Here is a 20,894-nt window from a genome sequence, read left to right as displayed (position 1 = left end):
TGGGTCGGCGTCCAGTTTGGCCATTCCACTTTTCGCTGGATCGTATACGTGCCGGGCTCGTACAGGTTACCACGGGCGATCGCCACACCGTAACGCATCGCAGTTCCCCCTTCTTCGATGTGATAGATGTAGCGCGCTACGGCATCGACGTGGACGTCTCCCGGAACAAGCCCGTCCTTAGCGTCCACCCGCTGGGGCAAAAAGCGCGGGTGCAGGCCCCACGGGTTTGACGTAGTTGGATCAAAAGCGGCAGGTGTGACCTGCGCGTCCCAGGCGGCCTTCTCCTCCTTGGTGGGCCGGGTGGCTGCCAGTAGCGGGCCAGCGATTGGAGTAGAAAACAGCGCACCGCTGGTTTGGAGAAAATGTCGTCTTGTCAGCATCATTCTTATTCCTTCAACGTTAGGTAGGCAAACTAAGCTCAAACAAAACCGCTCTGCCGTTCATTAAGGAAAGCCTGAAGCAGTATGGCCTGTTTGAATCGAATGCCGTTCTTCGCCTGCGGTCCTAACTCCTAAAGCTACTATAGGTTCAAGAAAAATATTGAGGTCGAACCGGGGCTTTCGTGTTCTTACTTAGACAAGAACAGACCAGTCCGCCAGCAATTCGGTCGTGGCCCGTCACCGCAGGACTATCCGATATTCTGGGTGCGGGGCCGATGTTCGCCATTGGTTGAAAAAACCTTCGCGGTAACATCTCGACTGTGTCTCACGTCGAAAGAACTACATCTAAAGAACGACCAAACCGGAGCGATGTAACGACCTGGCCGAAGGCCGCGACATCTTGAATCACGTCTCGCGATAGTTGTCACAAGCCTCAACCCCTTCTGCGACGACATCAAGAAGAGCATCTACATCGCTCAATAGCGTTATGATACGTGAATTGCTGATACGGTAGCGAACAAACCGTCCATCTCGATCGCTGGCGACAAGCCCGCACTCCAGCAGGCATCGCAAATGATTGGAGATATTGGGCTGAGTTAGTCCCGTGTGCGCGACGAGCTCCTGAACGACGAACGGACTTTTTGCCAAGGCGTCCAAAATCGTCAAACGACTGGTATCTGCGAAGCCGCGAAGCAATTTCGCGCGCTGTTCAATAGTGGTGGTCTTGTTGTCCATAACGATTTGCGCCATATCATTTCTCGCTGATATATGGAATCTTCTATCCACTTTAGCAGGAAAGCCGCGATCATGGCCAACACAGACAACGAGATAGCAGATGCGCCATTGTTTCGATACCGGGTTTCCGGCATGGATTGCGCGAAGGATGCTGCACAGATCGAGCGGGCGGCACAGTCGGCCGGGGTAGCGCCCGGCGATGTGAAAGTGTCGGCCGCAACCCACATCATGACACTGGCTGCACCCGAAGGGCGCCTGCCGGACATCGAAAAGGCCGTTGCGGTGACTGGTTACAGCTTCGACCGGATCGAGGACAATGCAGACATTCCGCCAAATCCGGCCCATCAGGACCCGGCCTACCGCCGTGCCCTCTGGATCGTCGTGATCCTGAACGTGGGATACGGGGTCCTCGAAATGATCGGCGGTTTCATTTCCGGATCGCAGGCCGTGAAGGCCGATGCGCTCGATTTCATCGGCGATGGCGCGATCACCTTCCTCGGCCTGCTGGCCATCGGCTGGAGCCTCGCTTGGCGGGCACGGTCGGCTCTGATCCAAGGCATCTTCCTCGGGCTCCTCGGTCTTGGCGTCCTCGGCACAACCATCGTTCGGGTCTTCGAACAGACGACGCCGGATGCAGGTCTCATGGGCCTGCTCGGTATGATCGCCCTTGTCGTGAACGTCGTCTCCGTTCTGCCGCTGCTGCGATTCCGCAAGGGCGACGCGAACATGCGGGCTGTCTGGCTGTTCTCGCGCAACGACGCTATCGGCAATGCGGCGGTCGTCATCGCCGCCGGTCTCGTGGCGTGGCTGGGCAGCGCGTGGCCCGACCTTATCGTCGCCTTCGGTATCGCCGGACTGTTCCTGCACTCCGCTTGGGCCATCATCCGCGACGCGCGGGGCGATCTGAAGGCGACGGCATGAACGGTCGCGTTCTCGGTGGGCTCTGCGCAATCGCAGCGCTCGGTCTCGATCAGGGCACCAAGGCGCTCGCCCTGACCACACCGGCGCTCGAGAGCGGGGTCGAGGTTTTACCCTTTCTTAACCTCGTGCGGGTTCTGAACGATGGGGTCAGCTTCGGTATGCTCGGCGGGTTCGTACCGTGGTGGGGTCTCATCGCGCTTGCTGGCGTGATCGTGGCATGGCTATTGATCTGGTTATGGCGCGCGCCGGACAGGCTGACAGCTGCCGCTCTCGGTCTGATCATCGGCGGCGCACTCGGCAATATTCTTGACCGCGTACGCTATCAGGCCGTTCCTGACTTTCTCGACTTCCATTACGGATCATACCACTGGCCGTCCTTCAATCTCGCGGACGTAACGATTTTCTGCGGTGCGGCCCTGCTGTTCTGGGACAGCTTCCGCTCTGCGAAGGACAAGCCTGGTCAGAGTGAACGCAAGGAAAACACAACGGGGGTGTAACCCATGTTCGGCATACCATCTGCGAAAGGCTTTGACAGCACACTGGCCCTGCTGCGCAACCCATATGGGTTCATCTCGGAGACCTGCCGCGCACTCGACACAGACCTGTTCGAAACCCGCATCCTCCTTCAAGAGACGATCTGCATGACCGGCGCGGCGGCAGCGAAAGTTTTCTATTCCGAGGATAAACTGATCCGCGCGGGCTCGATGCCGGGCCGCATACAGAAGACCCTGCTGGGCGAAGGCGGCGTTCAGGGATTGGACGGCGCTGCCCACCAGCACCGCAAGAAGATGTTCATGTCACTCATGGGGACCGAGCGGATCGCCGCGCTTCAGGGCACGTCGCTTCACATGTTGGACAAATATGCGCCGGACTGGGAGGCTAGGAACGAAATCGTCCTCTATGACGAAGTGCGCGAAATGCTCACAAGAGCTGTTTGCGCCTGGGCCAGGGTGCCGCTTGATGAAGCTGAGGTGGCGACCCGAACGGCGCAGCTTACAGCGCTTTTTCAGGACGCCGGTGCCATTGGCCCGAAACATTGGGCCGCGCGACTGGCGCGCCACCGCCTGGAAAAATGGGCAGCACGGATGATCCAACAGGTCCGCGATGGCGAGCTTCAGCCGACGCAGGAAAGCGCCCTTCATTTCATCGCGACATGGCGCGATCTCGACGGGGAGTTGTTGAACCCCAGGGTGGCCGCCGTAGAGTTGCTGAACGTCTTGCGTCCGACCGTGGCGGTGTCTGTATTCATCGTGCAGACGGCGCACGCCCTGTACAGGTACCCAGAATGGCAGGAGAAACTGCGGAACGACGAAGGACTGCTCGAACCCTTCGTTCAGGAGGTCCGCCGCCTCTATCCATTCTTTCCTGCGGTCGCGGCACGAGTCAAAAGTACTTTCGAGTGGCAAGGGTATCGCTTTCCCAAAGGACACCGGGTTCTGCTGGACCTCTATGGTACGAACACCGATCGGCGTTCATGGGATGCGCCACTTGAGTTTCGGCCCGAACGGTTTCGGGGCCGTGCCGAAAACCCCTACGACTTCATTCCACAGGGCGGCGGCAACCACTACACGAACCACCGCTGCCCGGGTGAATGGATCGCGATCAGTCAGATGAAGGCGTTTTGCAGGTATCTTGTGAACGACATCGACTACGATGTGCCGGATCAGGATTTGGAGCTTGACCCAGGAGAGCTGCCATCACTGCCCCAGAACCGGTTCATCATGCGCAACGTCAGGCGTCGGCAGTAGCTTCGGCCTCACCCGGCCCGACCGACCGCGCATCCTTCGTGGCCTCGAACGCCTCCCACGCAACGTAGGGCACGATCAGAAGCGCCGCGACCGGATCGGCCCACCACCAGCCCATCCATTGCGTCAGACCGATTCCGGCCAACACCACAATGGTCTGGTATTCGCAGATCATGGTATCCTTGGCATCGTATTTCAGGGCGGGTGAATCGAGCCGCTTGCCGTAGCGATACTTGCCCCAGGCCAATAGCGGATTGACCACTAAAGAGACAAACAGGATCGCGATCCCCCACCAATTGAAGCCCGGTGCCTCCTGCGAGATGAAGGCGGACACCGCCTCGTAGAGGATCGCGGCGACGACGATCCAGAAAGCACAGGGGACCACATAGAGCGCGACCTTCTTGCGATGCAGGACCGTGCGCTTGTCGCCACCGTCCTTCTCGGCCTTCAAGCGCCAGATCAGCGTCCCGGCTGAGGTGGCTTCGACCGTGCTGTCGAGGCCCCAACTCACTAGTGCGGCGCTGCCGGTCAGAAGTCCAACGGTGACGGATACGACGACCTCGATGAGGTTGTAGACAAGGCTGGCGATCTCGACGCGGATGCCGCGTGTCAGATTGGTTTGTCTATCATTTTTCTGCTTGCTCATGATGCGGTAACCCCTGATGTATTCTATAAGTTCCCGCCGAGAGTTGGTTACCTTGTCATCAGTATCTCGCCATTTGGAAGCCGACATTGTTCTCCTTCTAAGCTGCCTCAATAAAGGCGAGCTTGCCCCTCATACATGAAAACAAAGGGTTTCGGACCTTTCGCGTAGCCGGTGTCGAGCCGCTCCATGCGGAAGCCGTTCTGCTCGACCAGAGTGTCTGTCTGGCGGTCAAGGTGACAGTTTCCGGCACAATGCTTCCAGGCAGGCGTGAGCCAGCGCTGCCAACGCTGGACACCGGGTTCGGCGCTGTTCCATGCTCGACGAAGCGGAAGGCGCCATCCGGCTTGAGAACGCGCCGGATCTCGGCCAGCACCTTCTCCGGTTCCGACACGCTGCAGAGCGTCCAGGTGGCAACCACGCAGTCAACGCTGCGATTTTCCAGCGGCAATGCTTCGGCCACGCCCTCGATCATCTCCGTTGTCGGCGTCAAGCCCTGAGAAGCCTGCGCGGCCCGATGAAGGAGTTCCGGCGACGGGTCCACACCGACGATCTGATCCACGGCGTCGGGGTAGAGCGCGAGGTTCAGGCCCGAGCCGATCCCGATCTCCAGCACGCGGCCCTTCGCACCTGAGACCGCGCGCCTTCGGTAGGGAAGAAGCTGTTCCTGACCCATGGTGAGATGCGTGAGGCCAGGAAGTATATGTTTTTCGTAGAACCGCACGAGCTGTTACCCTATTCGTCCAAGAACCGGAAATGCATCGAGCATCCAGTATGACAGCGCGCTCAACTGTCCAGTCATCATCGCCAGTCCCATAAGGATCATCACGACGCCTGCAATCTGGTGGAGGCGGCGGCCAACCCGGCCGATGGCCCGCAACCGTCCCGCAATCTGATCGGTGAATCCGGCCACGATCAGAAACGGTATCCCGAGGCCTGCGGAATAGACGGCAAGCAGCATGACGCCTTCGCCCATCGTGGCGCTCGCCGCACTGGCTGTCAGGATTGCGCCGAGGATCGGGCCGATACACGGCGTCCAACCGAAACCGAAAGCAAGACCGAGGACATAGGACGCAGCGGGTTGGCCCCCGGGGATGTTGAGATTGAACCGGAAATCGCGTTCCATCACTGAAACACGCGCGGCCCCGATCATGAAAAGCCCGAAGACAATGATGATGCCGCCCCCAACGAGGTTGAGTTCATACCGCCACCGAAGAAGGGCCTGACCCAATGCTGTCGCGGATGCGCCAAGCCCCATGAAAATGGTGGAGAAGCCGAGGACAAAACACAGGCTCAGCCAGACCGCGCGCGACGGCGAGGCCGCAGCCGCCCCGCCTTCAGCGGCTGTGCGCCCGGCCACGTAAGAGACATATCCTGGCACAAGAGGCAGCACGCAGGGAGACAGAAACGATATCGTACCGGCCAAGAGCGCGGCGGTGAGCCCCAGAAGCGAGATATCTACCATGAACCACGTTCACCCCTGAATAGCTTGCGCAAGGGCACTCTTGTGGCAGCCCAATATGCCAGGGTCGGGACGATGATCCATTGCAGCAGGGGCGTGAGACCGGCGTCGATGACGGGGACCACCGGCATGATGTCGCGATAGGCCCAGGCCGCACGGATTACGATGTTCAGCCACTCGCTGAAGATCGTGTAAGAGACGCCCATGGCCACGGCCAAAAGCAGGACACGCCCTGCGCGTTCCGACGGCCATGCGTGCCCTCCAACAAGAAACAAGGCAAGCAAGAGCGTGCTCATGGCGATCAACAGGTCTCCGCCGGTGCAGTGCACGACCGCGAACACAATCTCTCCCCAGGTGCCTTCGACCCAGATCGTGTAGAGCGGGATATGTGCCATTTCCCAGATCAGGTGTCCGACGGCGGTATAGACGATGTATCGGCGGATGACGGACAGCCATCCGGTATCGCTTGTCTCAATGGTTTCTGTGTTTGCTGTCATGCTGGGGGTCCGTTCTTCGATCAATGCGCGTTGGTCAGGCCGTTGACGTACAGGATCATGTTGATGTGCCGGAAAGCGGAACCCGCAAAGACCCCGGAATGGCGGTTGCCGCGCGCGATAACATGCACAAGCGGAGCTTCGGGACGGTCTGGCGCAATCGCGCGATACTGATCGATCAGATTCTCTATTGGCACTTGTGCGCGAGCAATGACCACGTTCTCGGCAATCGGTCCGGGAACCGGATCACTGGCGTCGGTCACCACAAGGAAGGTCACCATGTCCAGCATGGGAGATGCATTCACTCCGCCCCTCACCTTTTCAAGAAGTGCCTGCTGGTCAGCACAGGGCGACCCGCAGTTGGACGGGACGGAACTAAGAACGACGACCTGATCGGAGAGGCTTTCCAAGTCCAACGGTTCTCGGTCAGGGCCGAGCAGATCCAACGCAGGAAGTTCGTTGATGTCAACGGCAGTGAAAGCAGGTTCTTTTTGTGCCATCACCTCGTCAAGACGGTCGCCAGGATGATCTGCGTAGGCCGGGAGGCCCGCGACGAGGGCTATCAGCAGGAGTATGTTTTTCATGGCTGTTACTCCTTCGGTCCCATTGCGCCCGGTCCGAGAACCGGGACGCTGATTTCCATTCGGGCACCCGATGCGAATGTCAGGATCAACGGCAAATCGGTGCCTTCTTCGAGTTTTTCCGACAGACCCATCAGCATCAGATGCATGCTGCCGGGCGCGAGGGTCACTGGTTCTCCGGAGGGCAGATCCAAGGCGTCGATCTTGACCATTCGGCTAACATCATCGCCGCCGGTCTCGACGGCGTGAATGGTGACGTTTCCAGCGATGAGTGTGGTGATCGCAACCAGCTGATCACTCTGATTGCTCGTGAGCGTGAGATAGGCCGCAGCCGGACGCGAGGCGAGGATGCTCGCGCGGGCCCAACCGTCCGATATCGTTACATCGGCCGATGCGAAAAATGGCCAGAGAGTTAGCGCGGTTGCAAGTGTCGTAATTTTCATTTGGCAAGTTCCATTGTTTATAGCTTTTTGCGGATTTCCTGCGCCAGCGCCTCGGGCGGTTGGCCGCCTTCCTGATAGACCGCCTCAAATTCGCCACCGGGCCGCATGAGGTATATGTGCCCGGCATGCGCCATGAAATAACCGTCCGGCGCGCTGTCATCCTCGGTCCGCTTGTACCATGCGCGGAAATTTCTGGTGGCCTCGGCAACCTGCGCTTCAGTTCCGGTCAAGCCAATCAGTCTTGGATGAAAGACTGATACATATTCGGCCATAACTGGCACGGTGTCTCGCGCAGGATCGACAGTGATAAAGATCGGCGCCACCTGATCCGCATCATCACCAAGCAAGTCCAGAACGCTCGACATGTAGGCGAGTGTGGTGGGGCAAATGTCGGGGCAGTTGGTGAAACCAAAAAAAACAAGTTGCCAGCGATCAGAATAATCAGCTTGGGTCACCTCCTGTCCGGTATGATCCGTGAGTGAAAATTCGGATCGAATATCCGCCTCGCCCGAATAGCGGACAGTCTTCGATCCATTGCCGAGATACATTTCCAAGGCAGAGAATATTGCGACCCCGGCAATGGCCACAAATACCGCGCCCCACAATATGGATCTCAGGAGCCGCGCTTCCGGAGGGGTTTCACCGGGTTCAATCGACATCTCCGGCCTCCGCAATCAAAGCCTGAAGATCGGCCTTTTCCAACAATCCGGGAACGAGCGTTTCCCCGATCAGAAATGTCGGCGTGCCGGATATTCCAAGCTGCCGTGCGAGATCGTGAGACTTTGCGATATGGGCATCGACTTCAGGCGCGTCCATATCTGCCTGCAACTGGTCGTAGTCCAGCCCTGCCTGCTCAGCGGCCCTTCTTATAAAGACGGCATTGGCGCGCGGCTGCGCCATCAGGGCATCGTGGAAGGCCTCGAATCCGTTCTGTTTTATCGCCGCCAGCGACGCCCGAGCCGCCAGTTCGGAGTCGGGTCCGAGAATCGGCCACTCCCTCACGATGATGCGCAAGTCCGGGTTCTCCTCTATCAATTCGAAAAGGACCGGAGCCGCGCGTCGGCAATAGGGGCAGTTGTAGTCGAAGAATTCGACAACCACGATGTCGCCCTCAGGATTGCCCATCACGCCGGTGTTTGCGTCCGCAAGCAGGAGTTCACCCACGCGCTGAATCGCAGCCCGTTGTTCGGCCTGGGCTTGTGCCTGAGCCTCTTCCTGGAAGGCCAGGAGCGTATCCACCAGAACTTCCGGGTTCTCGCGGATGGTTTGCAGGATCAAGGCTTTGATGGCCTCTTGCTCAACCTGATCGAGCGGCGTCGATTGCTGGGCCAACGAAATCGTGGGCGTGGAAATCAGCGCCCAGAGGAAGACCGCAAACACGCGAAGGGCAGTTTTGAGTATCATCTATTTTTCCCTGTCAAATCGCCGGGGGCCTTGGCCCCCGGCGATGATTGATCAGCCCTTGTCGGTCGAAGGGGTGGTTTCATCCTCGGAGTTGTTCATGGCCTCCATCATCTCGGTGCAGGCCTCCATCATCGGGCCCATTTTCTGCATCATCTTCATCATGGGCATCATGCCGTCCATGCCGGACATATCGCCGTCCATCATATTGCCGGCCATTCCGTTCTCACCGTCCATCATCTGGCCGGACGAACCGGTGTTGTCCTGGGCGAATACACTGGTGGCCAAAAGCGCGGATACGGCAGTCGCCATGCTCAGTTTCTTGATAAGTGTCATTAGTTTCTCCTTAAGGTTTCTTGAGGTTTTCGGGTTCAGTCCCTCGGCAGGCCCGGCTCTGCGGCCGTGCTCTTGTTGTCACATGATTTCGATTTGCACATCACGCAGGCACCCAGCCCGCACATCACGGCGCAGGGTGCCAGCGCCAGGATCAGCGGAGCGGCCCCGATCGCCGTCACCCAACCCCAGTTCAGGTAAAGCCCGGCACCGATGATCGTCATTGACGCGAGAATCAGGCTGCGCTGTCCAAATTGTGGCCGCCATGGGCGTGCCACCGGATTCTCAGTGTGAGATGAAGTTTCAGACATTGGTTATTCACTCCTTTCGTTGATGAGATTCTGAATCTGGGCCATGACCTCGGGACTGTCCCATTCGGCCGGCCCGACAAGCCTGCCGCGCTCGAAACCGTCGCGGTCGATCAGGATCGTGGTGGGAAGGCCCACTACGGCAAACGCTGCCATCACCCGAATGTCTTCGGCGAGGTATGTATCGAGATGACGAAGACCGATTTCGTCGTAGAAGCGGCGGACGATCTTCATTCCGGCGCGGTCGATCGACAGCGGCAGGACATGGAAGTCGCCGCCGCCCATTTTCTCCTGCAAGGCGTCGAGCGTCGGCATCTCTTCACGGCAGGGAACGCACCAGGTCGCCCAGATGTTCAGTAGGACCACCCTGCCCCGGAAATCCGCCAGCGTGAGATCGCGGCCTTTTCCATCGACGAAAGGTGGCGACAGCATCTCCCGCGGCTTTTCGTGAAGCGGCATTAATGGTCTGGCTTGAACCGGCCCCGCGACGCCGAGCGCCGCCATACCAGCCAATAACTCGCGTCGTTTCATGATCCGGCTCCTTCCTGAAGGCGCCGCACCACGGGAAGGATGTCTTCCTCCAGGGAACGACGGTCAAAGGGGCCGATATGCTTGTAGGCAATTCGGCCCTCGGCATCGATCACGAAGGTCTCGGGCAGGCCGTAAACGCCCCAATCGATGGAGACGCGCCCGTTCCGGTCGGCGCCGATGCGGGTGTAAGGGTCACCAAGCTCATCGAGAAAGCCCAATGCCTCTTCGGGACGGTCCTTGAAGTTAATGCCGAAGATCGGGACTTCACCCTGCGCCGCCAGTTCGTTCAGCAACGGCATTTCGACCCGGCACGGTACACACCAGGACGCCCAGACGTTGACCAGGGACACCTGCCCCTTCAGATCGGCCGTCGACAGGCCGTTCGGCAGGCCTTCTATCGGCGGCAGGTCGAACTCGGGCACCGCCTTGCCAATAAGCGGTGACGCTAAAGTATCGTCACCATTGAACAGCCCCCAGTAAAAGCCCGCGCCGATGAGGGCGAAGATCGCGACTGGCATCATAGTTAGTAGCCGACCCTTCCGGCGGCGGGGTTCCTCGGTCACGCTCATAAATCACCTTTGTCGTTGGCAGATACTTCCGCCTGGAATTCGCGCTGTCGATCCGGCCAGGTGCTTTTGATGTAAGAGAGAACATCGGCAATCTCGTCGTCGGTCAGAATGCCATCGTACGCCGGCATGTCGCTTTCGTAGCCGGGCACGACGGCGCCGACGCCGCCTTTGGTCACAATAAAGAGGTTCCGGTCCGAATGGTGCCAGGTATGGCCGGTTTCGTCATGTGGCGGCGCGGGCATGCGCCCATTGTCCAGACGCCGCCGCCAATCGGGCTGTCCTTCCAGATCGGCACCGTGACAGGATGCGCAATTCTCGGCATAGAGTGTCTCGCCTGCTGCGATGTCGGCTACAGTCACGGGGTCGCCAAGGAAGGTCAATCCGTCCACCGAAGCTTCGTCGCTTTCCGACTGCGCGAGGACGGCAACACCGATCGCGGTCAATGTGGCAACAGCGGCACCGATTGTTGCGGCCCGCCTCATGTCGCACTCCTGAGGTATTTCACGAGTGCGACGATGCTGAGCAGCAGAACCGCGGCGACGAGCAGGAGCAAAAGCCCTCCACCGAACATCATCACCCCCATCATCGGGCCGGTCATCATATCCATGCAGTTACTCATCGGAGTAAACGGTGATCCCGCCCTCGCCGAACGCATAGGTCTTGAGCGTACCGGTCTTTACGCGTGCCATTCCTGGCGCGTTCGAAGGCATGCCCGGCAAAGTAATGCCGGTGATGTCGGGCTTCTCCGTGACCAGCCTTTCCAGGATCTCCGAGGGTACCAATCCACTGACATAATAGCCTTCGATCTCGGCCAGATGACAGCCGAGCCCCTGCTCGGGAACGCCGACTTCGATTGAGCGCTTATCAAAATCCCGATCGTCGATGCGTGTCACCTGATAGCCGTTCTCTTCCAGATAATCGGCGTAGCTGTCGCAGCAACCGCAGCCCGGATCGCGCCAGATCGTGATCTGCTTCGTTCCGTCTGACACGTCGGTACTTGCGGGACCGGTCGCGTCTTCGGTGCTTTGTGCTGAAGTCAGCGTCGTGAAAGTGAAGGTTCCGCCGACGCCAAGTGCAGCAAGCGAAGCCAGGACATATCTTCTGTTCATGGGGTTCTCCATCATGCGACCGCGAGCGCGGCCCAGGTAGCGCCGCCATCGCGGCTGAGGTTCAGGGTGCCGTTGAGGAGGGCGGCTATGTGATTTTCGTCCCTAGGGTGAACCGCGACGGCCCTCCCCTGCCCTTTTGCCTTGTGCGTCCAGATCACGCCGCCGTCCTGCGACGCCCACACCCCCGACGGCAGTGCCGCGTAAAGTGTAGACGGTGCCGCAGGGGCACTGGCCAGTGACAGGACCGGCTCGTCCGCCGGCAGGGGTGCCTCGGCAGGTGGCGTGTCGCCCGTCACCAGCGCGTCCATCGCATTGCCGGGCTGAACGTCTTGCCAGCGGCAGAAACAGTCCGGAACACGGGTCAGGCCTTTCTCGGTTCCCGCATAGATCCAGATGCCGCCCATTCCGGTTTCGAGATCGACCGATGCCAGCGTCAGCGGGTCACGCTCGGCTGCGTCGAGCCAGGGCCTGTCCATCGCCAGGGCCCAGGTTGCGCCTGCGTCCTCGCTCTTCCAAAGGCCGTCGCCGCGGATTGCGGCATAGATCATGTCGGGGTTTCCGGCGGCCACGGCCAGCGCGGTGACCTCGCCGGAGGCAAGCCCCTCGCTTCGGGCAGTCCATGTCGTTCCGCCATCGTCGGACACGGTCACCCCTCCCCGCGCCAAACCGGCAAGGAGACGTCCGGGACGCGCAGGATGCGTGGCGATCGAGGAGACCGGGGAAGGTGTTGGCCTGTCATGCCAACTGCGACCGTCATCGGGGCTCGCCCTCAGTGTTGCGCCTGCGATCAGCAGCGTGTCGCCATCGAAGGCGAGCGTTCGAATATCGGCCGCCCCGTCGGCCGCGCGCACCGCGCCGGGCAACACGAGCACTGCAGCTGCACCCATACCCAGTGCCAGGAAGTGGCGTCTGTCCGGCTCAAAATTCAAGGTGCTGTTTGTCATTTCTTGTCCTCCTCCGGGTCTCATGCGACGCGGATCACGCCCATCATTCCCGCGGCTTGGTGTTCGAGAATGTGGCAGTGGAACATCCAGTCGCCGGGATTGTCGGCGACGAAGGCGATCTCGACCCGTTCGCGGGGCGCCATCAGCACCGTGTCCTGCCATTCACGATGCTGCGTCGGCGTACCATTTCGGCTGATCACCCGGAACGAATGGCCATGCAGATGGATCGGGTGGTCGAAGGCGGTCGCGTTGGTCATCTCGAGGATGTGACTGGCACCGCGTTCCAACGTCAGGAACGGATCGAGCACATGGCCCTCGGCGGCCTTTCCGTTGACAAACCAGATGCCGCGCCCGTCATGCATCATGCCCATCATACCGCCGCCCATCATGCCGCCGGTGAACGTCACCTCATGACGCTGCGCGGATCTCAGGTTAGGTTCCGGAATGGGGTTGGTGGGCAATGCGATCGGCCAGTCGGGTGTGGCCTCGCGCAGGGCGGTTTCAGCGTAGGTGAAATCGAGGACTCGAAAATCGTTCCCGCGGTACGCACGGTCTACAAGCTGGGCTTGTGCGCCTGGCTTGCCGGTGCAATCCAGGATCACATCGACGCGCATTGCGGGTCCAAGAACGACAACACCGTCCCGCGGCTCATGCGGCGTGACGGGTTGCCGGTCGAGCGCGATGATGCGCGGTGTATGGTCCCCGAAATCGAGTGCGAAGATCCGGGCATTCGCCGCGTTGATCAGGCGGAGGCGGATCCGTTCCCCCGATGCCACCTCGAGTGTTTCCGGCACGTGACCGTTGATCGTCACAGTGTTCCCGAGGCGGCCAGCGTGGCTTAAGTCATGGGCATTGCCGAAATCATCCGAAATCGATGCGTCCTCGGCCAGACGCCAGTCGTCCAGGACCCAAGTAACATCGCGGTCGACCCGAGGTGGATTGGCCTCCTCGACGATAAGGGGACCGTAGAGACCGCGCCCGACCTGCTCGAAGCTGCGCTGATGTGGGTGATACCAGAAGGTGCCGGCATCGACTGCATCGAATTCGTAGACGAACTTGTCGCCCGGGGCGATCGGTCCCTGTGTCAAGTGCGGCACCCCGTCCATTGCGTTGGGAAGCCGGATGCCATGCCAATGCACAGTGGTTTCCTCCGCAAGGTCATTCATAACCTCGACCTGAAGGCGATCACCTTGTCGAATGCGGATCTCCGGGCCCGGGACCTTACCGTTGTAGCACCAGGCCGCAGTGTCCGGATGTGGCTCGGGAACAAGCCGTGTGCTTCCCGGTGCGGCCCGGAGTGAGAATTTCCGGGTGGCGGCTTCTGCCATCCTCGGAAAAGGCAGGGTGGCGGACATCACACCCGCGAGCGACGACGCGACAAAGGCGCGGCGCGTGACGGTAGTTTTGTAGTTGAAAGACATCGGACTGGGGCTCTCTGATAATTCGGTCCTCCGCCGGAGCCAAAGCGGCAACTGCGGTTGGGGAATACCCGCAGCGCGAAGCAGCATGGCTCCGGCGTCACGGCATGACACTGCGGCTGCGAAGCCGCGGCGCGTGTCAGTTCAGAGAAGGAATCTTGGAGGCTGTTTGGCAGGTGGGCTGATCAGACCGCTAAAATCCCGCGCGATCGGCAGTCCATGGGCGCTCGAAACTGCAATTAGACCAAATTCCGCCGAGGCTCCCACCAGCGCGACGGCGGTCGCCGAGTTGCACACGAAATCGCAAGCGATGCCTGAGGGTCCCGCCGAACCATCGCACGCCTCACAGTCGGCACCTGGCATTTCAGCTCCGGCTGCGATCATTTCAGATGCCATTCTGGCCGAACCGGCCGCATGCACAACCGAGCTTGCCGCGAAGGCGGCAAGGACGGCTATCATGATGAGGCGGGCGACAAAGTGCATGCGGCTAATTTACCAGTGTTCAGAGGGTTGTTCCAGCGGGATGTTTTCGCGTCCCCGCGAGGTCGGAAGGCGTCAGATCATCCATTATCGGGCAGTCGGGACAATCATCGCCATGACACCGAACAACGAGATCACGAAGCGTCGCGCTAAGCGCCTGCAACTCCTCGATTTTTTGATCCACCCGCGCGAGGTGACTTTGGGCGATCGCCTTGACGTCGGCGCTGGACCGCTCGCGGTCCTCGTACAATGACAACAGCGTGCGACATTCCTCGATGCCGAAACCCAACGACCGCGCCCGGCCGAGAAACGCCAGCTTGTGCAGATCCTGAACAGCAAAATCGCGGTACCCGTTTTCACGCCGCGACGGTTGCACGAGTCCGATATCCTCGTAATACCGGATTGTTTTTGCGGGCAAACCGCTCTGTTCCGAAACATTTCCAATGTTCATAGCTGGCAACCCTCTCCTTGAAACACCAGATAGTCCTTCCACCTACTGGAAGGTCAAGGACGCTTGGCAATCTTTTTGTGACGCCCCTTCAAAAAATGAACCTGTCCCAACTCCCATAGTGTTCCTCGCTGCGCTTCCCACGCGACAGGCTGAGCGCGATGAGAGCGATCCCGGCGAGGATACCGACAAGGCTGCCTGCCACCGTGCCTCCGCCCAGGAACCAAGGCGCGACAATGAGCCAGAGGCCGAAGAGGATGTTAAGGAACCGCAACGGGCGCGCGACCTCGGCCCAGGCGATGACCGCAGTGGTCAGGACCAGTGCGCCCAGCAGGTGATCGCTGTTCGCCATGGCCGCTTCATTGCCAAAGATCGCGCGCGACAACATCAGGAAGACCCCGATCGCAGCACTCAGCCCGAGTGTCCATGGTACGGTGACGCCGCGTGCGCTTTGTCGAAAGATCTGCATCGGTCGCGCGTCGAAGCTCATTTCGCCCCCCGTTGTGCCACCGGGCAGAGCATCGCCCCTGAAGAACGCGCGCCAGAACGGTCTGCCCCGGCGCGTATTCCAGACCATGAACTGCACCATCGCGACGATTTCATCGAGCGAGAACGGGATCATGATCAGCATGGCCAGCGCCGCCATCAGGCAGATCGTGCAATAGGTGCCGATGGCAATCGGCTGAATGATGATGAAATAGATGCTGATCACGCCAAGCGGCCCGACAACGATGCCGAAAAGTGCGACCATCCAGGGCATCGTGCGCCAGCGCAGGCGGCTGCCCATCACGCCCATCATGATCTCAAACATATAACTCATTGCGCCAAGGCCGCCGTCGGCAATGGGCCAGGCTTTCGAGACATCGGAGGTGATGATGTATTCGGTGCCATTCAGCGCGACCGGCGATGAAAAGAACGGCTCCCACACGCCGTCTACATGGCCGAGCTGGTAGGCCGACAGGATGCGCGACAGGATGAAGCCCACGACACCGAGCGCGATGATCGGCAGGCGCTGGACATAGGTGGAGGGGCAGTAGGTCCAGCCGGGCGGGATATCGGTATCGTCCATCATCCCCTCGCGCGACATGCCCGGCATCATCGGGATCAGGATTGTCAGCGCGACCACCAGCGCGCCGATCAGCGTGTCGTTGGCATAGACGGCCGCGTCCGGCGTCCAGAACACCAGCGGCGCGGCCAGCAGCCAGACGCCGAGCGCGGCATTCACCCATTGCGCCCAGCCGTTACCATGGCGCAGCGACAGGGCGGCAAAGACCATGATGGCAAGTCCGGTGAAGACATTGTTCCACGCGGTCAGCCAACTGCGTGTAGCGGCGGACCACAGCCCGCGATCCTCCGTCACCTGCTGGACCGCCGAGCTGAATTCGGTCTGATCGAAGGTGCCGAAAACCGATGGCGCGGTGGCCAACCACAGGCCGAGCGCCATGACCAGCCAATGCACCCAGAGCATAGAAAAATGCATCTGCCGCATGTGTTGATCATGCTCGCGCCGATCCGCGTTCGCCTCGGCCTCCGTCGGTGCATGCTCTGCAGCCTCTTCCGCCACGGCGTTTTCGACCTTGGCCGCCGAGACCCGTGCGGCGTTCAGCCCGTTCGCTTCGTACCATTCGTAGGGATCGTCCTTCAGGCGCTGAAGGATGCCCGGCATGTCGTCGCGCAGACTGTGTTCAGGCGTCCAGTCCAAGTGCTTTTTCGCCGCCGAAAGGTCTAGCTCGTAGTGATCGCTGGAAATATCGACCATCCATGCCCTGATGAAGGCATCCTCCCCAAATACCTTGTTTTCCGTCCAGGCGCCGAGCTTGGCCAGTTGGGACGGCACGTTCCAGGTGATCCAGTCCTCGCCATGCAGCTCGCGCCCGATCAGGCGCTGCAACTCGCCGAAGGGTATCGGGTCGGCCTCGCCCAGTAGCACCGGAAAAACGTCCGGCAGCTTGACGCGCCGATCAACGATACGTTCCACCGCGTCTAGAAAATCGTCGAGATGCAGGAACGCCTGCCCGCGCGACAGATCGCCAGGATAAACCTTGCCGCTGAATCGTCGTTCGTGAATGCGGGCGATCTGGTGGGTCAGAAAAGTCGACTGCCCGTTGTCATCGTAGATACCGGCGGGGCGCATCAGCACGAGTTTCTCGTCGCCCCTTACCTCGCGCAGTACCTTCTCCGTGCGCACCTTCGATGCGCGGTAAGGAAACCTAGGATCGAGAGGATGATCCTCGTCTATCGGCTCCCCCGGCTCGGTCGGCGCATGGGCAAGCATGGTGGAAGCGAAGACGAACTGTTCAAGCTCAAACCCCTGAAGACCCTTCAGCAGCCGTTTCGAGCCTTCGACTGTAACGGCATCATACGCCGGATCATCCTCGCCGCTGAGATCGAAATAGCCCGCAAGGTGAATGCAGGCGGAAATCCTGTCGCCGTAAGCCAGCCGCACACGATCAAGCGCGGTATCGACACTTGCCTGATCGGTGATGTCGAAACAGACGCACTCGGCCTGATGCGGCGGATGGGGCGGCGAATACCGGTCAAGTCCGACGACGCGGTAGGACCCGTGCAGCCGTCGCACCACCGCGGCCCCGAGATACCCGCTCGACCCGGTAACTATAACGACCGGCTTGCTTTCATCTGCCATGGCGACGCTCCGGCCTTCCGCTACGTACGCAGGTATTTCACCAGCGCAATAACTGCGAGAATCAGCACCACGATGACAAGGAGCCAGACAAGTCCCATTCCAATCATCATACCGCCGCCCATCATTCCACCATCCATCATGATCTTCTTCCTTCTCTCAATTGCTAAGCGTTCAACTAAGTCATCCGCATTTGGTTTCAATTTCCAGCGCTGGAAGGTTGGAGGCCGCGGTTGCGATTGAAATGTTTAATGAAGAAAAAAGCTTCTATTGGCCTTCCTGCTACGAACGCGGACTTCGTCGCGTTATTCTCGCAGCGGGATGGCTTCACAAACGACATTGTATCCGTTTGTAAAGTTGACCAACCGGGAGATGCAGCCATAGAGGTGCTTCGGATTTCGATCTCGGGACAAGGGTGGAAGCGAGCCAAAAGATGATGCGAACCACGTTGCGCCTATTCTTCCTTCTCATGGCTTGCCTTTGGGCCTCCATGGGCTTTGCTGCATCGAGCGATACCTACGAGAATTCAACAATCACGGCCCGGCTCATCTCCGTTGAAAATGGGGTCGCGGAAACCTCCAGAACCCTTTCCCTTGGCCTGGATGTCGAGCTGGCCGAGGGCTGGAAAGCCTATTGGCGTTCGCCCGGCGAGGTGGGTCTGCCGCCTGAAATTTCATGGGATGGATCGGAAAATCTGGTGAGCGCACAGATGCTCTGGCCCGCGCCTGAGCGCTTCACGGCATTCGGCATCGAGAATTTTGGCTACAAGACCCGTGTCGTCCTGCCCATTCAGGCAGTTCTCGAAACTGCGGGCCAGTCCGCAACATTGCAGGCGCGTGTTTCATTGCTGGCGTGCTCGACTGTCTGTGTGCCGCATGATTTCGATCTCGCACTGACAATTCCGGCGGGCACCGGGATTGACGCGAAGGCGGCGGGCCTGATTTCGGAGTATGCCCAGCGGGTGCCGCTTGGTCCCGAAGAGAGCGACATCATTGTCGAAACGGCGGTGATCGCGGATGATGCGCTTTATGTGACGGCGCGCAGTGCGAATGCCTTTGTGAAGCCGGATATCTTTCCGGAACTGGGGCCGGAATTCACCTTTGGCAAACCGGACATCCGAACCGATGATGCGGGAACAGCCCTTTGGGCCAAGCTGCCTCTTCTCGCGCAAGGGGAGGATCCGCCGCCCCTGCAACTGACTTTGACCGATGGATCACGCGCGGTGACAGCGCAGCCCGCTTGGTCAGACCGCATCCCGGGTGCACCATTCGAGGTTATGGCGAACCTGCCGGATCTGACGCAAATCCTGGCGATTGCGGCCTTTGCCTTTCTTGGCGGTCTGATCCTGAATGTCATGCCCTGTGTTCTGCCTGTCCTGTCCATCAAGCTGACATCGGTTCTCAATCATGGAAACAAGCCAGCGCACGAGGTCCGGAATGGGTTCCTGATGTCGGCGCTTGGCGTTCTGGTGTTCATGTGGGCCCTCGCCGCAATCATTCTGGTTCTGCAATCCGTCGGCGTCACCGTTGGGTGGGGCCTGCAATTCCAAAGCCCTGTTTTCCTGACCGTCATGTTTCTGGTGCTTGCCGTGTTCTCTGCCAATCTGTTCGGGGTGTTCGAAGTTTCATTGCCCTCCGGGTTGCAGTCACGGCTGGCCAGATCAAGCGGTCGCGACGGGTATGGCGGAGATTTTGCAACAGGCGCCTTCGCGGCGGTGCTGGCCACGCCCTGCTCGGCCCCGTTTTTGGGGACAGCGGTTGCCTTTGCCCTGTCCGGGCGCCCGATTGATGTCATTCTCGTTTTCACGGCTCTGGGGCTTGGGCTCTCCCTGCCCTATCTGGTTCTGGCGGAGAAGCCTGGTCTGGTCCGGTTGTTGCCCAGGCCGGGACGTTGGATGGTTGTCGTCAAATGGGTGCTTGCCGGTCTTCTGGCCGGGACCGCGATCTGGCTGCTCTGGGTACTGATAGGGGTGGCGGGTGGCCGGGTGGCCATGACCGTGCTGCTTATGACGAGCCTTTTCATTCTTCTCGCAACAATACGTTTGCCGGGCAGATTGACGCGCCCGACAGCGCTGGTGGTGGTTGCTGTTCTCAGCCTTCTGGTGCCGACGGCGCTGACAATCCCGCCGCAGACGAGAGCGGTGGGCCAGGACTGGGTCGCGTTCGATCGCTCCGAGATACCGAAACTGGTGTCGCAGGGAAAAACCGTCTTTGTCGACGTGACCGCAGACTGGTGCCTGACGTGCAAGGCCAACAAGACGCTGGTGCTGGACCGTGCGCCCGTGGTCGACCAACTGCGGGGTGATAATGTCGTTGCGATGCGGGCAGACTGGACTAGGCCCAACACTGACATTTCCCGGTATCTGGAAAGCCACAACAGGTTTGGCATCCCGTTCAACATCGTCTACGGGCCAAACGCGCCAGACGGGATCATCCTGTCCGAGGTTCTGACGTCCGAAGCCGTTCTCGACGCGCTGAGCAGGGCCGCACTTGGCGACCCTGTGACCGCTTTGAAAACGGATGGTTAGGCCTAAAAGAGGCCCATCGCACGCGCCGACATCCAGACGCCCATGAATATCATCATCAGGTTTTCGGTCAGGGACACGAAACCCAGCGGCACGTTTGAACCGCCGCCCACGCAGGCGCACTTGATCTCGCGCTTATCGATGTAGACGGCCTTGAAAACTGAAGCCGCTCCGACCGTACCGATGAACAGTGCAACAGGCGCGCTGATCCAGACCAAGGCACCGGCGACCATGAGAATACCGGCAAGTGCTTCGCCGAAGGGATAGACATAGCCATAGCGCACCCATTTCTGGGCAAGCAGATCGTAGTTCAGAAACATCGTGGAAAACGTCTCGACGTCCTGCAGTTTTTGAACAGCAAGAAAGCTCATCGAGATCGCGATGAACCACTCGAATGCCCGCAGCGTCAGGATCGAACCGTAAAACGCCCAACTGAGACCAAGCGCCATAAGGAATGCGACCGCGAATATCGCAATGACGGGTTGATAAGTCGTCTCGTCGTCATCCTTTACGTCCTGGCCGAAAAATTCCCTCAGCGCGTCATAGCCACCAATTCTTTCATTGCCGATAAAGGTCTGCGGAGTCGTTTCGACACCGTGTTCTTCCATGAAAGCATCCGTTTCCTCGCGGGTGTTCAGAGGCCGGTCCTCAATCGAATACCCCTACCGCTCAAGCAGGTCCTTCGATTTTCAGCCCATAGGGACAAACATGCTCCTCCATCACCATTCGGTACAAAACCGCCGTCTTCGGGGTGGATTTTGCCTCTCTCGTCATGACGCGTTCC

At 59.7% G+C, this 20,894-nt stretch carries 25 protein-coding genes and 1 pseudogene; 4 read left to right on the top strand and 22 right to left on the bottom strand.

What is annotated here, in order from left to right; translation table 11 throughout:
• Positions 1-380, bottom strand: a 380-nt coding sequence (locus tag BLS57_RS16580; RefSeq protein ID WP_139186654.1) for a L,D-transpeptidase family protein, incomplete at its 3' end; no start/stop codon positions are given.
• Positions 381-785: 405 nt separating this feature from the next.
• Positions 786-1,130, bottom strand: coding sequence for an ArsR/SmtB family transcription factor (locus tag BLS57_RS16575; RefSeq protein ID WP_067264411.1), 345 nt, complete (start codon positions 1,128-1,130; stop codon positions 786-788).
• Positions 1,131-1,187: 57 nt separating this feature from the next.
• Here BLS57_RS16575 and BLS57_RS16570 point away from each other — a divergent pair, with 57 nt between their 5' ends.
• The 3 genes from BLS57_RS16570 (at position 1,188) to BLS57_RS16560 (ending at position 3,784) form a co-directional block, all read left to right on the top strand.
• Positions 1,188-2,036: a cation efflux transmembrane domain-containing protein gene (locus BLS57_RS16570; protein WP_067264414.1), complete on the top strand. Its 849-nt coding sequence runs from the start codon at positions 1,188-1,190 to the stop codon at positions 2,034-2,036.
• On the top strand, positions 2,033-2,533 hold the full coding sequence (gene lspA, locus BLS57_RS16565) for a signal peptidase II (protein ID WP_035714444.1): 501 nt from the start codon (positions 2,033-2,035) through the stop codon (positions 2,531-2,533). Before BLS57_RS16570 ends, lspA begins: the two co-directional genes overlap by 4 nt.
• A gap of 144 nt (positions 2,534-2,677) precedes the next feature.
• On the top strand, positions 2,678-3,784 hold the full coding sequence (locus tag BLS57_RS16560; RefSeq protein ID WP_244153714.1) for a cytochrome P450: 1,107 nt from the start codon (positions 2,678-2,680) through the stop codon (positions 3,782-3,784).
• On the opposite strand, the gene BLS57_RS16555 is transcribed toward BLS57_RS16560, so the two are convergent.
• The 19 genes from BLS57_RS16555 to BLS57_RS16465 form a co-directional block, all read right to left on the bottom strand.
• Complete coding sequence (locus BLS57_RS16555; RefSeq protein ID WP_208597592.1) at positions 3,768-4,427, bottom strand: cation diffusion facilitator family transporter; 660 nt, start codon at positions 4,425-4,427, stop codon at positions 3,768-3,770. The genes BLS57_RS16560 and BLS57_RS16555 overlap by 17 nt on opposite strands.
• A 97-nt stretch (positions 4,428-4,524) precedes the next feature.
• Positions 4,525-5,148, bottom strand: coding sequence for a class I SAM-dependent methyltransferase (locus BLS57_RS16550; RefSeq protein ID WP_244153713.1), 624 nt, complete (start codon positions 5,146-5,148; stop codon positions 4,525-4,527).
• A 6-nt stretch (positions 5,149-5,154) separates the two neighbouring features.
• A complete protein-coding gene (locus tag BLS57_RS16545) occupies positions 5,155-5,889 on the bottom strand; it encodes a cytochrome c biogenesis CcdA family protein (protein WP_009824512.1) in 735 nt (244 codons plus the stop codon).
• Positions 5,883-6,383 (bottom strand): hypothetical protein, encoded by a 501-nt coding sequence (locus tag BLS57_RS16540; RefSeq protein WP_067264422.1) that lies wholly within the window; start codon positions 6,381-6,383, stop codon positions 5,883-5,885. Before BLS57_RS16540 ends, BLS57_RS16545 begins: the two co-directional genes overlap by 7 nt.
• Before the next feature lie 20 nt (positions 6,384-6,403).
• Positions 6,404-6,964, bottom strand: a complete 561-nt coding sequence (locus tag BLS57_RS16535; RefSeq protein WP_076695183.1) for a cytochrome-c oxidase — start codon at positions 6,962-6,964, stop codon at positions 6,404-6,406.
• A 5-nt stretch (positions 6,965-6,969) separates the two neighbouring features.
• On the bottom strand, positions 6,970-7,404 hold the full coding sequence (locus BLS57_RS16530; protein WP_076695185.1) for a copper chaperone PCu(A)C: 435 nt from the start codon (positions 7,402-7,404) through the stop codon (positions 6,970-6,972).
• Between the two features lie 17 nt (positions 7,405-7,421).
• The gene (locus tag BLS57_RS16525) at positions 7,422-8,063 is read right to left on the bottom strand and encodes an SCO family protein (protein WP_093743769.1); all 642 of its coding nucleotides are present in this window, start codon (positions 8,061-8,063) and stop codon (positions 7,422-7,424) included.
• Complete coding sequence (locus BLS57_RS16520) at positions 8,053-8,784, bottom strand: DsbA family protein (RefSeq protein ID WP_244153712.1); 732 nt, start codon at positions 8,782-8,784, stop codon at positions 8,053-8,055. The genes BLS57_RS16525 and BLS57_RS16520 overlap by 11 nt, the downstream gene beginning before the upstream one ends.
• Before the next feature lie 75 nt (positions 8,785-8,859).
• Positions 8,860-9,141 (bottom strand): hypothetical protein, encoded by a 282-nt coding sequence (locus tag BLS57_RS16515; protein WP_076695191.1) that lies wholly within the window; start codon positions 9,139-9,141, stop codon positions 8,860-8,862.
• 35 nt (positions 9,142-9,176) lie between these two features.
• Positions 9,177-9,449 (bottom strand): hypothetical protein, encoded by a 273-nt coding sequence (locus tag BLS57_RS16510; protein WP_076695193.1) that lies wholly within the window; start codon positions 9,447-9,449, stop codon positions 9,177-9,179.
• A 3-nt stretch (positions 9,450-9,452) separates the two neighbouring features.
• The gene (locus BLS57_RS16505; protein WP_076695195.1) at positions 9,453-9,977 is read right to left on the bottom strand and encodes a TlpA family protein disulfide reductase; all 525 of its coding nucleotides are present in this window, start codon (positions 9,975-9,977) and stop codon (positions 9,453-9,455) included.
• Entirely contained in the window at positions 9,974-10,546 is a 573-nt protein-coding gene (locus BLS57_RS16500; RefSeq protein ID WP_208597591.1) for a DsbE family thiol:disulfide interchange protein, read from the bottom strand. The genes BLS57_RS16505 and BLS57_RS16500 overlap by 4 nt, the downstream gene beginning before the upstream one ends.
• The gene (locus BLS57_RS16495) at positions 10,543-11,028 is read right to left on the bottom strand and encodes a c-type cytochrome (RefSeq protein WP_076695200.1); all 486 of its coding nucleotides are present in this window, start codon (positions 11,026-11,028) and stop codon (positions 10,543-10,545) included. The genes BLS57_RS16500 and BLS57_RS16495 overlap by 4 nt, the downstream gene beginning before the upstream one ends.
• Positions 11,025-11,153 (bottom strand): hypothetical protein, encoded by a 129-nt coding sequence (locus BLS57_RS20070; RefSeq protein ID WP_254903793.1) that lies wholly within the window; start codon positions 11,151-11,153, stop codon positions 11,025-11,027. The genes BLS57_RS16495 and BLS57_RS20070 overlap by 4 nt, the downstream gene beginning before the upstream one ends.
• 4 nt (positions 11,154-11,157) lie before the next feature.
• Positions 11,158-11,655 (bottom strand): DUF411 domain-containing protein, encoded by a 498-nt coding sequence (locus BLS57_RS16490; protein ID WP_093743767.1) that lies wholly within the window; start codon positions 11,653-11,655, stop codon positions 11,158-11,160.
• 11 nt (positions 11,656-11,666) lie between these two features.
• On the bottom strand, positions 11,667-12,599 hold the full coding sequence (locus BLS57_RS16485) for a sialidase family protein (RefSeq protein WP_244153711.1): 933 nt from the start codon (positions 12,597-12,599) through the stop codon (positions 11,667-11,669).
• 20 nt (positions 12,600-12,619) lie between these two features.
• Complete coding sequence (locus tag BLS57_RS16480) at positions 12,620-14,020, bottom strand: multicopper oxidase family protein (protein ID WP_093743766.1); 1,401 nt, start codon at positions 14,018-14,020, stop codon at positions 12,620-12,622.
• Positions 14,021-14,519: 499 nt separating this feature from the next.
• Positions 14,520-14,948: a Cu(I)-responsive transcriptional regulator gene (gene cueR, locus BLS57_RS16470; protein WP_093743764.1), complete on the bottom strand. Its 429-nt coding sequence runs from the start codon at positions 14,946-14,948 to the stop codon at positions 14,520-14,522.
• A gap of 88 nt (positions 14,949-15,036) precedes the next feature.
• The gene (locus BLS57_RS16465) at positions 15,037-17,589 is read right to left on the bottom strand and encodes an NAD-dependent epimerase/dehydratase family protein (RefSeq protein WP_093743763.1); all 2,553 of its coding nucleotides are present in this window, start codon (positions 17,587-17,589) and stop codon (positions 15,037-15,039) included.
• A gap of 433 nt (positions 17,590-18,022) precedes the next feature.
• On the opposite strand from BLS57_RS16465, the gene BLS57_RS16450 reads away from it, so the two are divergent.
• Positions 18,023-20,113 (top strand): protein-disulfide reductase DsbD family protein, encoded by a 2,091-nt coding sequence (locus tag BLS57_RS16450; RefSeq protein WP_093743762.1) that lies wholly within the window; start codon positions 18,023-18,025, stop codon positions 20,111-20,113.
• Between the two features lie 2 nt (positions 20,114-20,115).
• On the opposite strand, the pseudogene BLS57_RS16445 reads toward BLS57_RS16450, so the two are convergent.
• Positions 20,116-20,836 (bottom strand): annotated as a pseudogene (locus tag BLS57_RS16445) (MauE/DoxX family redox-associated membrane protein).
• Positions 20,837-20,894 lie beyond the last annotated feature (58 nt).

The sequence above is a fragment of the Sulfitobacter delicatus genome, assembly GCF_900102535.1.
Taxonomy (GTDB): Bacteria; Pseudomonadota; Alphaproteobacteria; order Rhodobacterales; family Rhodobacteraceae; genus Sulfitobacter; species Sulfitobacter delicatus.
Note: the sequence above shows the minus strand (reverse complement) of the source record. Positions and strands in the feature narration are given on the sequence as shown.

Coding starts and splice junctions, on each gene's coding strand:
- BLS57_RS16465 (WP_093743763.1), bottom strand. CDS start 17,589: ATGGCAGATGAAAGCAAGCCGGTCGTTATAGTTACCGGGTCGAGCGGG.
- BLS57_RS16490 (WP_093743767.1), bottom strand. CDS start 11,655: ATGAACAGAAGATATGTCCTGGCTTCGCTTGCTGCACTTGGCGTCGGC.
- BLS57_RS20070 (WP_254903793.1), bottom strand. CDS start 11,153: ATGGATATGATGACCGGCCCGATGATGGGGGTGATGATGTTCGGTGGA.
- BLS57_RS16480 (WP_093743766.1), bottom strand. CDS start 14,020: ATGTCTTTCAACTACAAAACTACCGTCACGCGCCGCGCCTTTGTCGCG.
- BLS57_RS16570 (WP_067264414.1), top strand. CDS start 1,188: ATGGCCAACACAGACAACGAGATAGCAGATGCGCCATTGTTTCGATAC.
- BLS57_RS16485 (WP_244153711.1), bottom strand. CDS start 12,599: ATGACAAACAGCACCTTGAATTTTGAGCCGGACAGACGCCACTTCCTG.
- BLS57_RS16575 (WP_067264411.1), bottom strand. CDS start 1,130: ATGGCGCAAATCGTTATGGACAACAAGACCACCACTATTGAACAGCGC.
- BLS57_RS16505 (WP_076695195.1), bottom strand. CDS start 9,977: ATGAAACGACGCGAGTTATTGGCTGGTATGGCGGCGCTCGGCGTCGCG.
- cueR (WP_093743764.1), bottom strand. CDS start 14,948: ATGAACATTGGAAATGTTTCGGAACAGAGCGGTTTGCCCGCAAAAACA.
- BLS57_RS16495 (WP_076695200.1), bottom strand. CDS start 11,028: ATGAGGCGGGCCGCAACAATCGGTGCCGCTGTTGCCACATTGACCGCG.
- BLS57_RS16510 (WP_076695193.1), bottom strand. CDS start 9,449: ATGTCTGAAACTTCATCTCACACTGAGAATCCGGTGGCACGCCCATGG.
- BLS57_RS16500 (WP_208597591.1), bottom strand. CDS start 10,546: ATGAGCGTGACCGAGGAACCCCGCCGCCGGAAGGGTCGGCTACTAACT.
- BLS57_RS16525 (WP_093743769.1), bottom strand. CDS start 8,063: ATGTCGATTGAACCCGGTGAAACCCCTCCGGAAGCGCGGCTCCTGAGA.
- BLS57_RS16545 (WP_009824512.1), bottom strand. CDS start 5,889: ATGGTAGATATCTCGCTTCTGGGGCTCACCGCCGCGCTCTTGGCCGGT.
- BLS57_RS16560 (WP_244153714.1), top strand. CDS start 2,678: ATGACCGGCGCGGCGGCAGCGAAAGTTTTCTATTCCGAGGATAAACTG.
- lspA (WP_035714444.1), top strand. CDS start 2,033: ATGAACGGTCGCGTTCTCGGTGGGCTCTGCGCAATCGCAGCGCTCGGT.
- BLS57_RS16515 (WP_076695191.1), bottom strand. CDS start 9,141: ATGACACTTATCAAGAAACTGAGCATGGCGACTGCCGTATCCGCGCTT.
- BLS57_RS16535 (WP_076695183.1), bottom strand. CDS start 6,964: ATGAAAAACATACTCCTGCTGATAGCCCTCGTCGCGGGCCTCCCGGCC.
- BLS57_RS16530 (WP_076695185.1), bottom strand. CDS start 7,404: ATGAAAATTACGACACTTGCAACCGCGCTAACTCTCTGGCCATTTTTC.
- BLS57_RS16555 (WP_208597592.1), bottom strand. CDS start 4,427: ATGAGCAAGCAGAAAAATGATAGACAAACCAATCTGACACGCGGCATC.
- BLS57_RS16540 (WP_067264422.1), bottom strand. CDS start 6,383: ATGACAGCAAACACAGAAACCATTGAGACAAGCGATACCGGATGGCTG.
- BLS57_RS16450 (WP_093743762.1), top strand. CDS start 18,023: ATGCGAACCACGTTGCGCCTATTCTTCCTTCTCATGGCTTGCCTTTGG.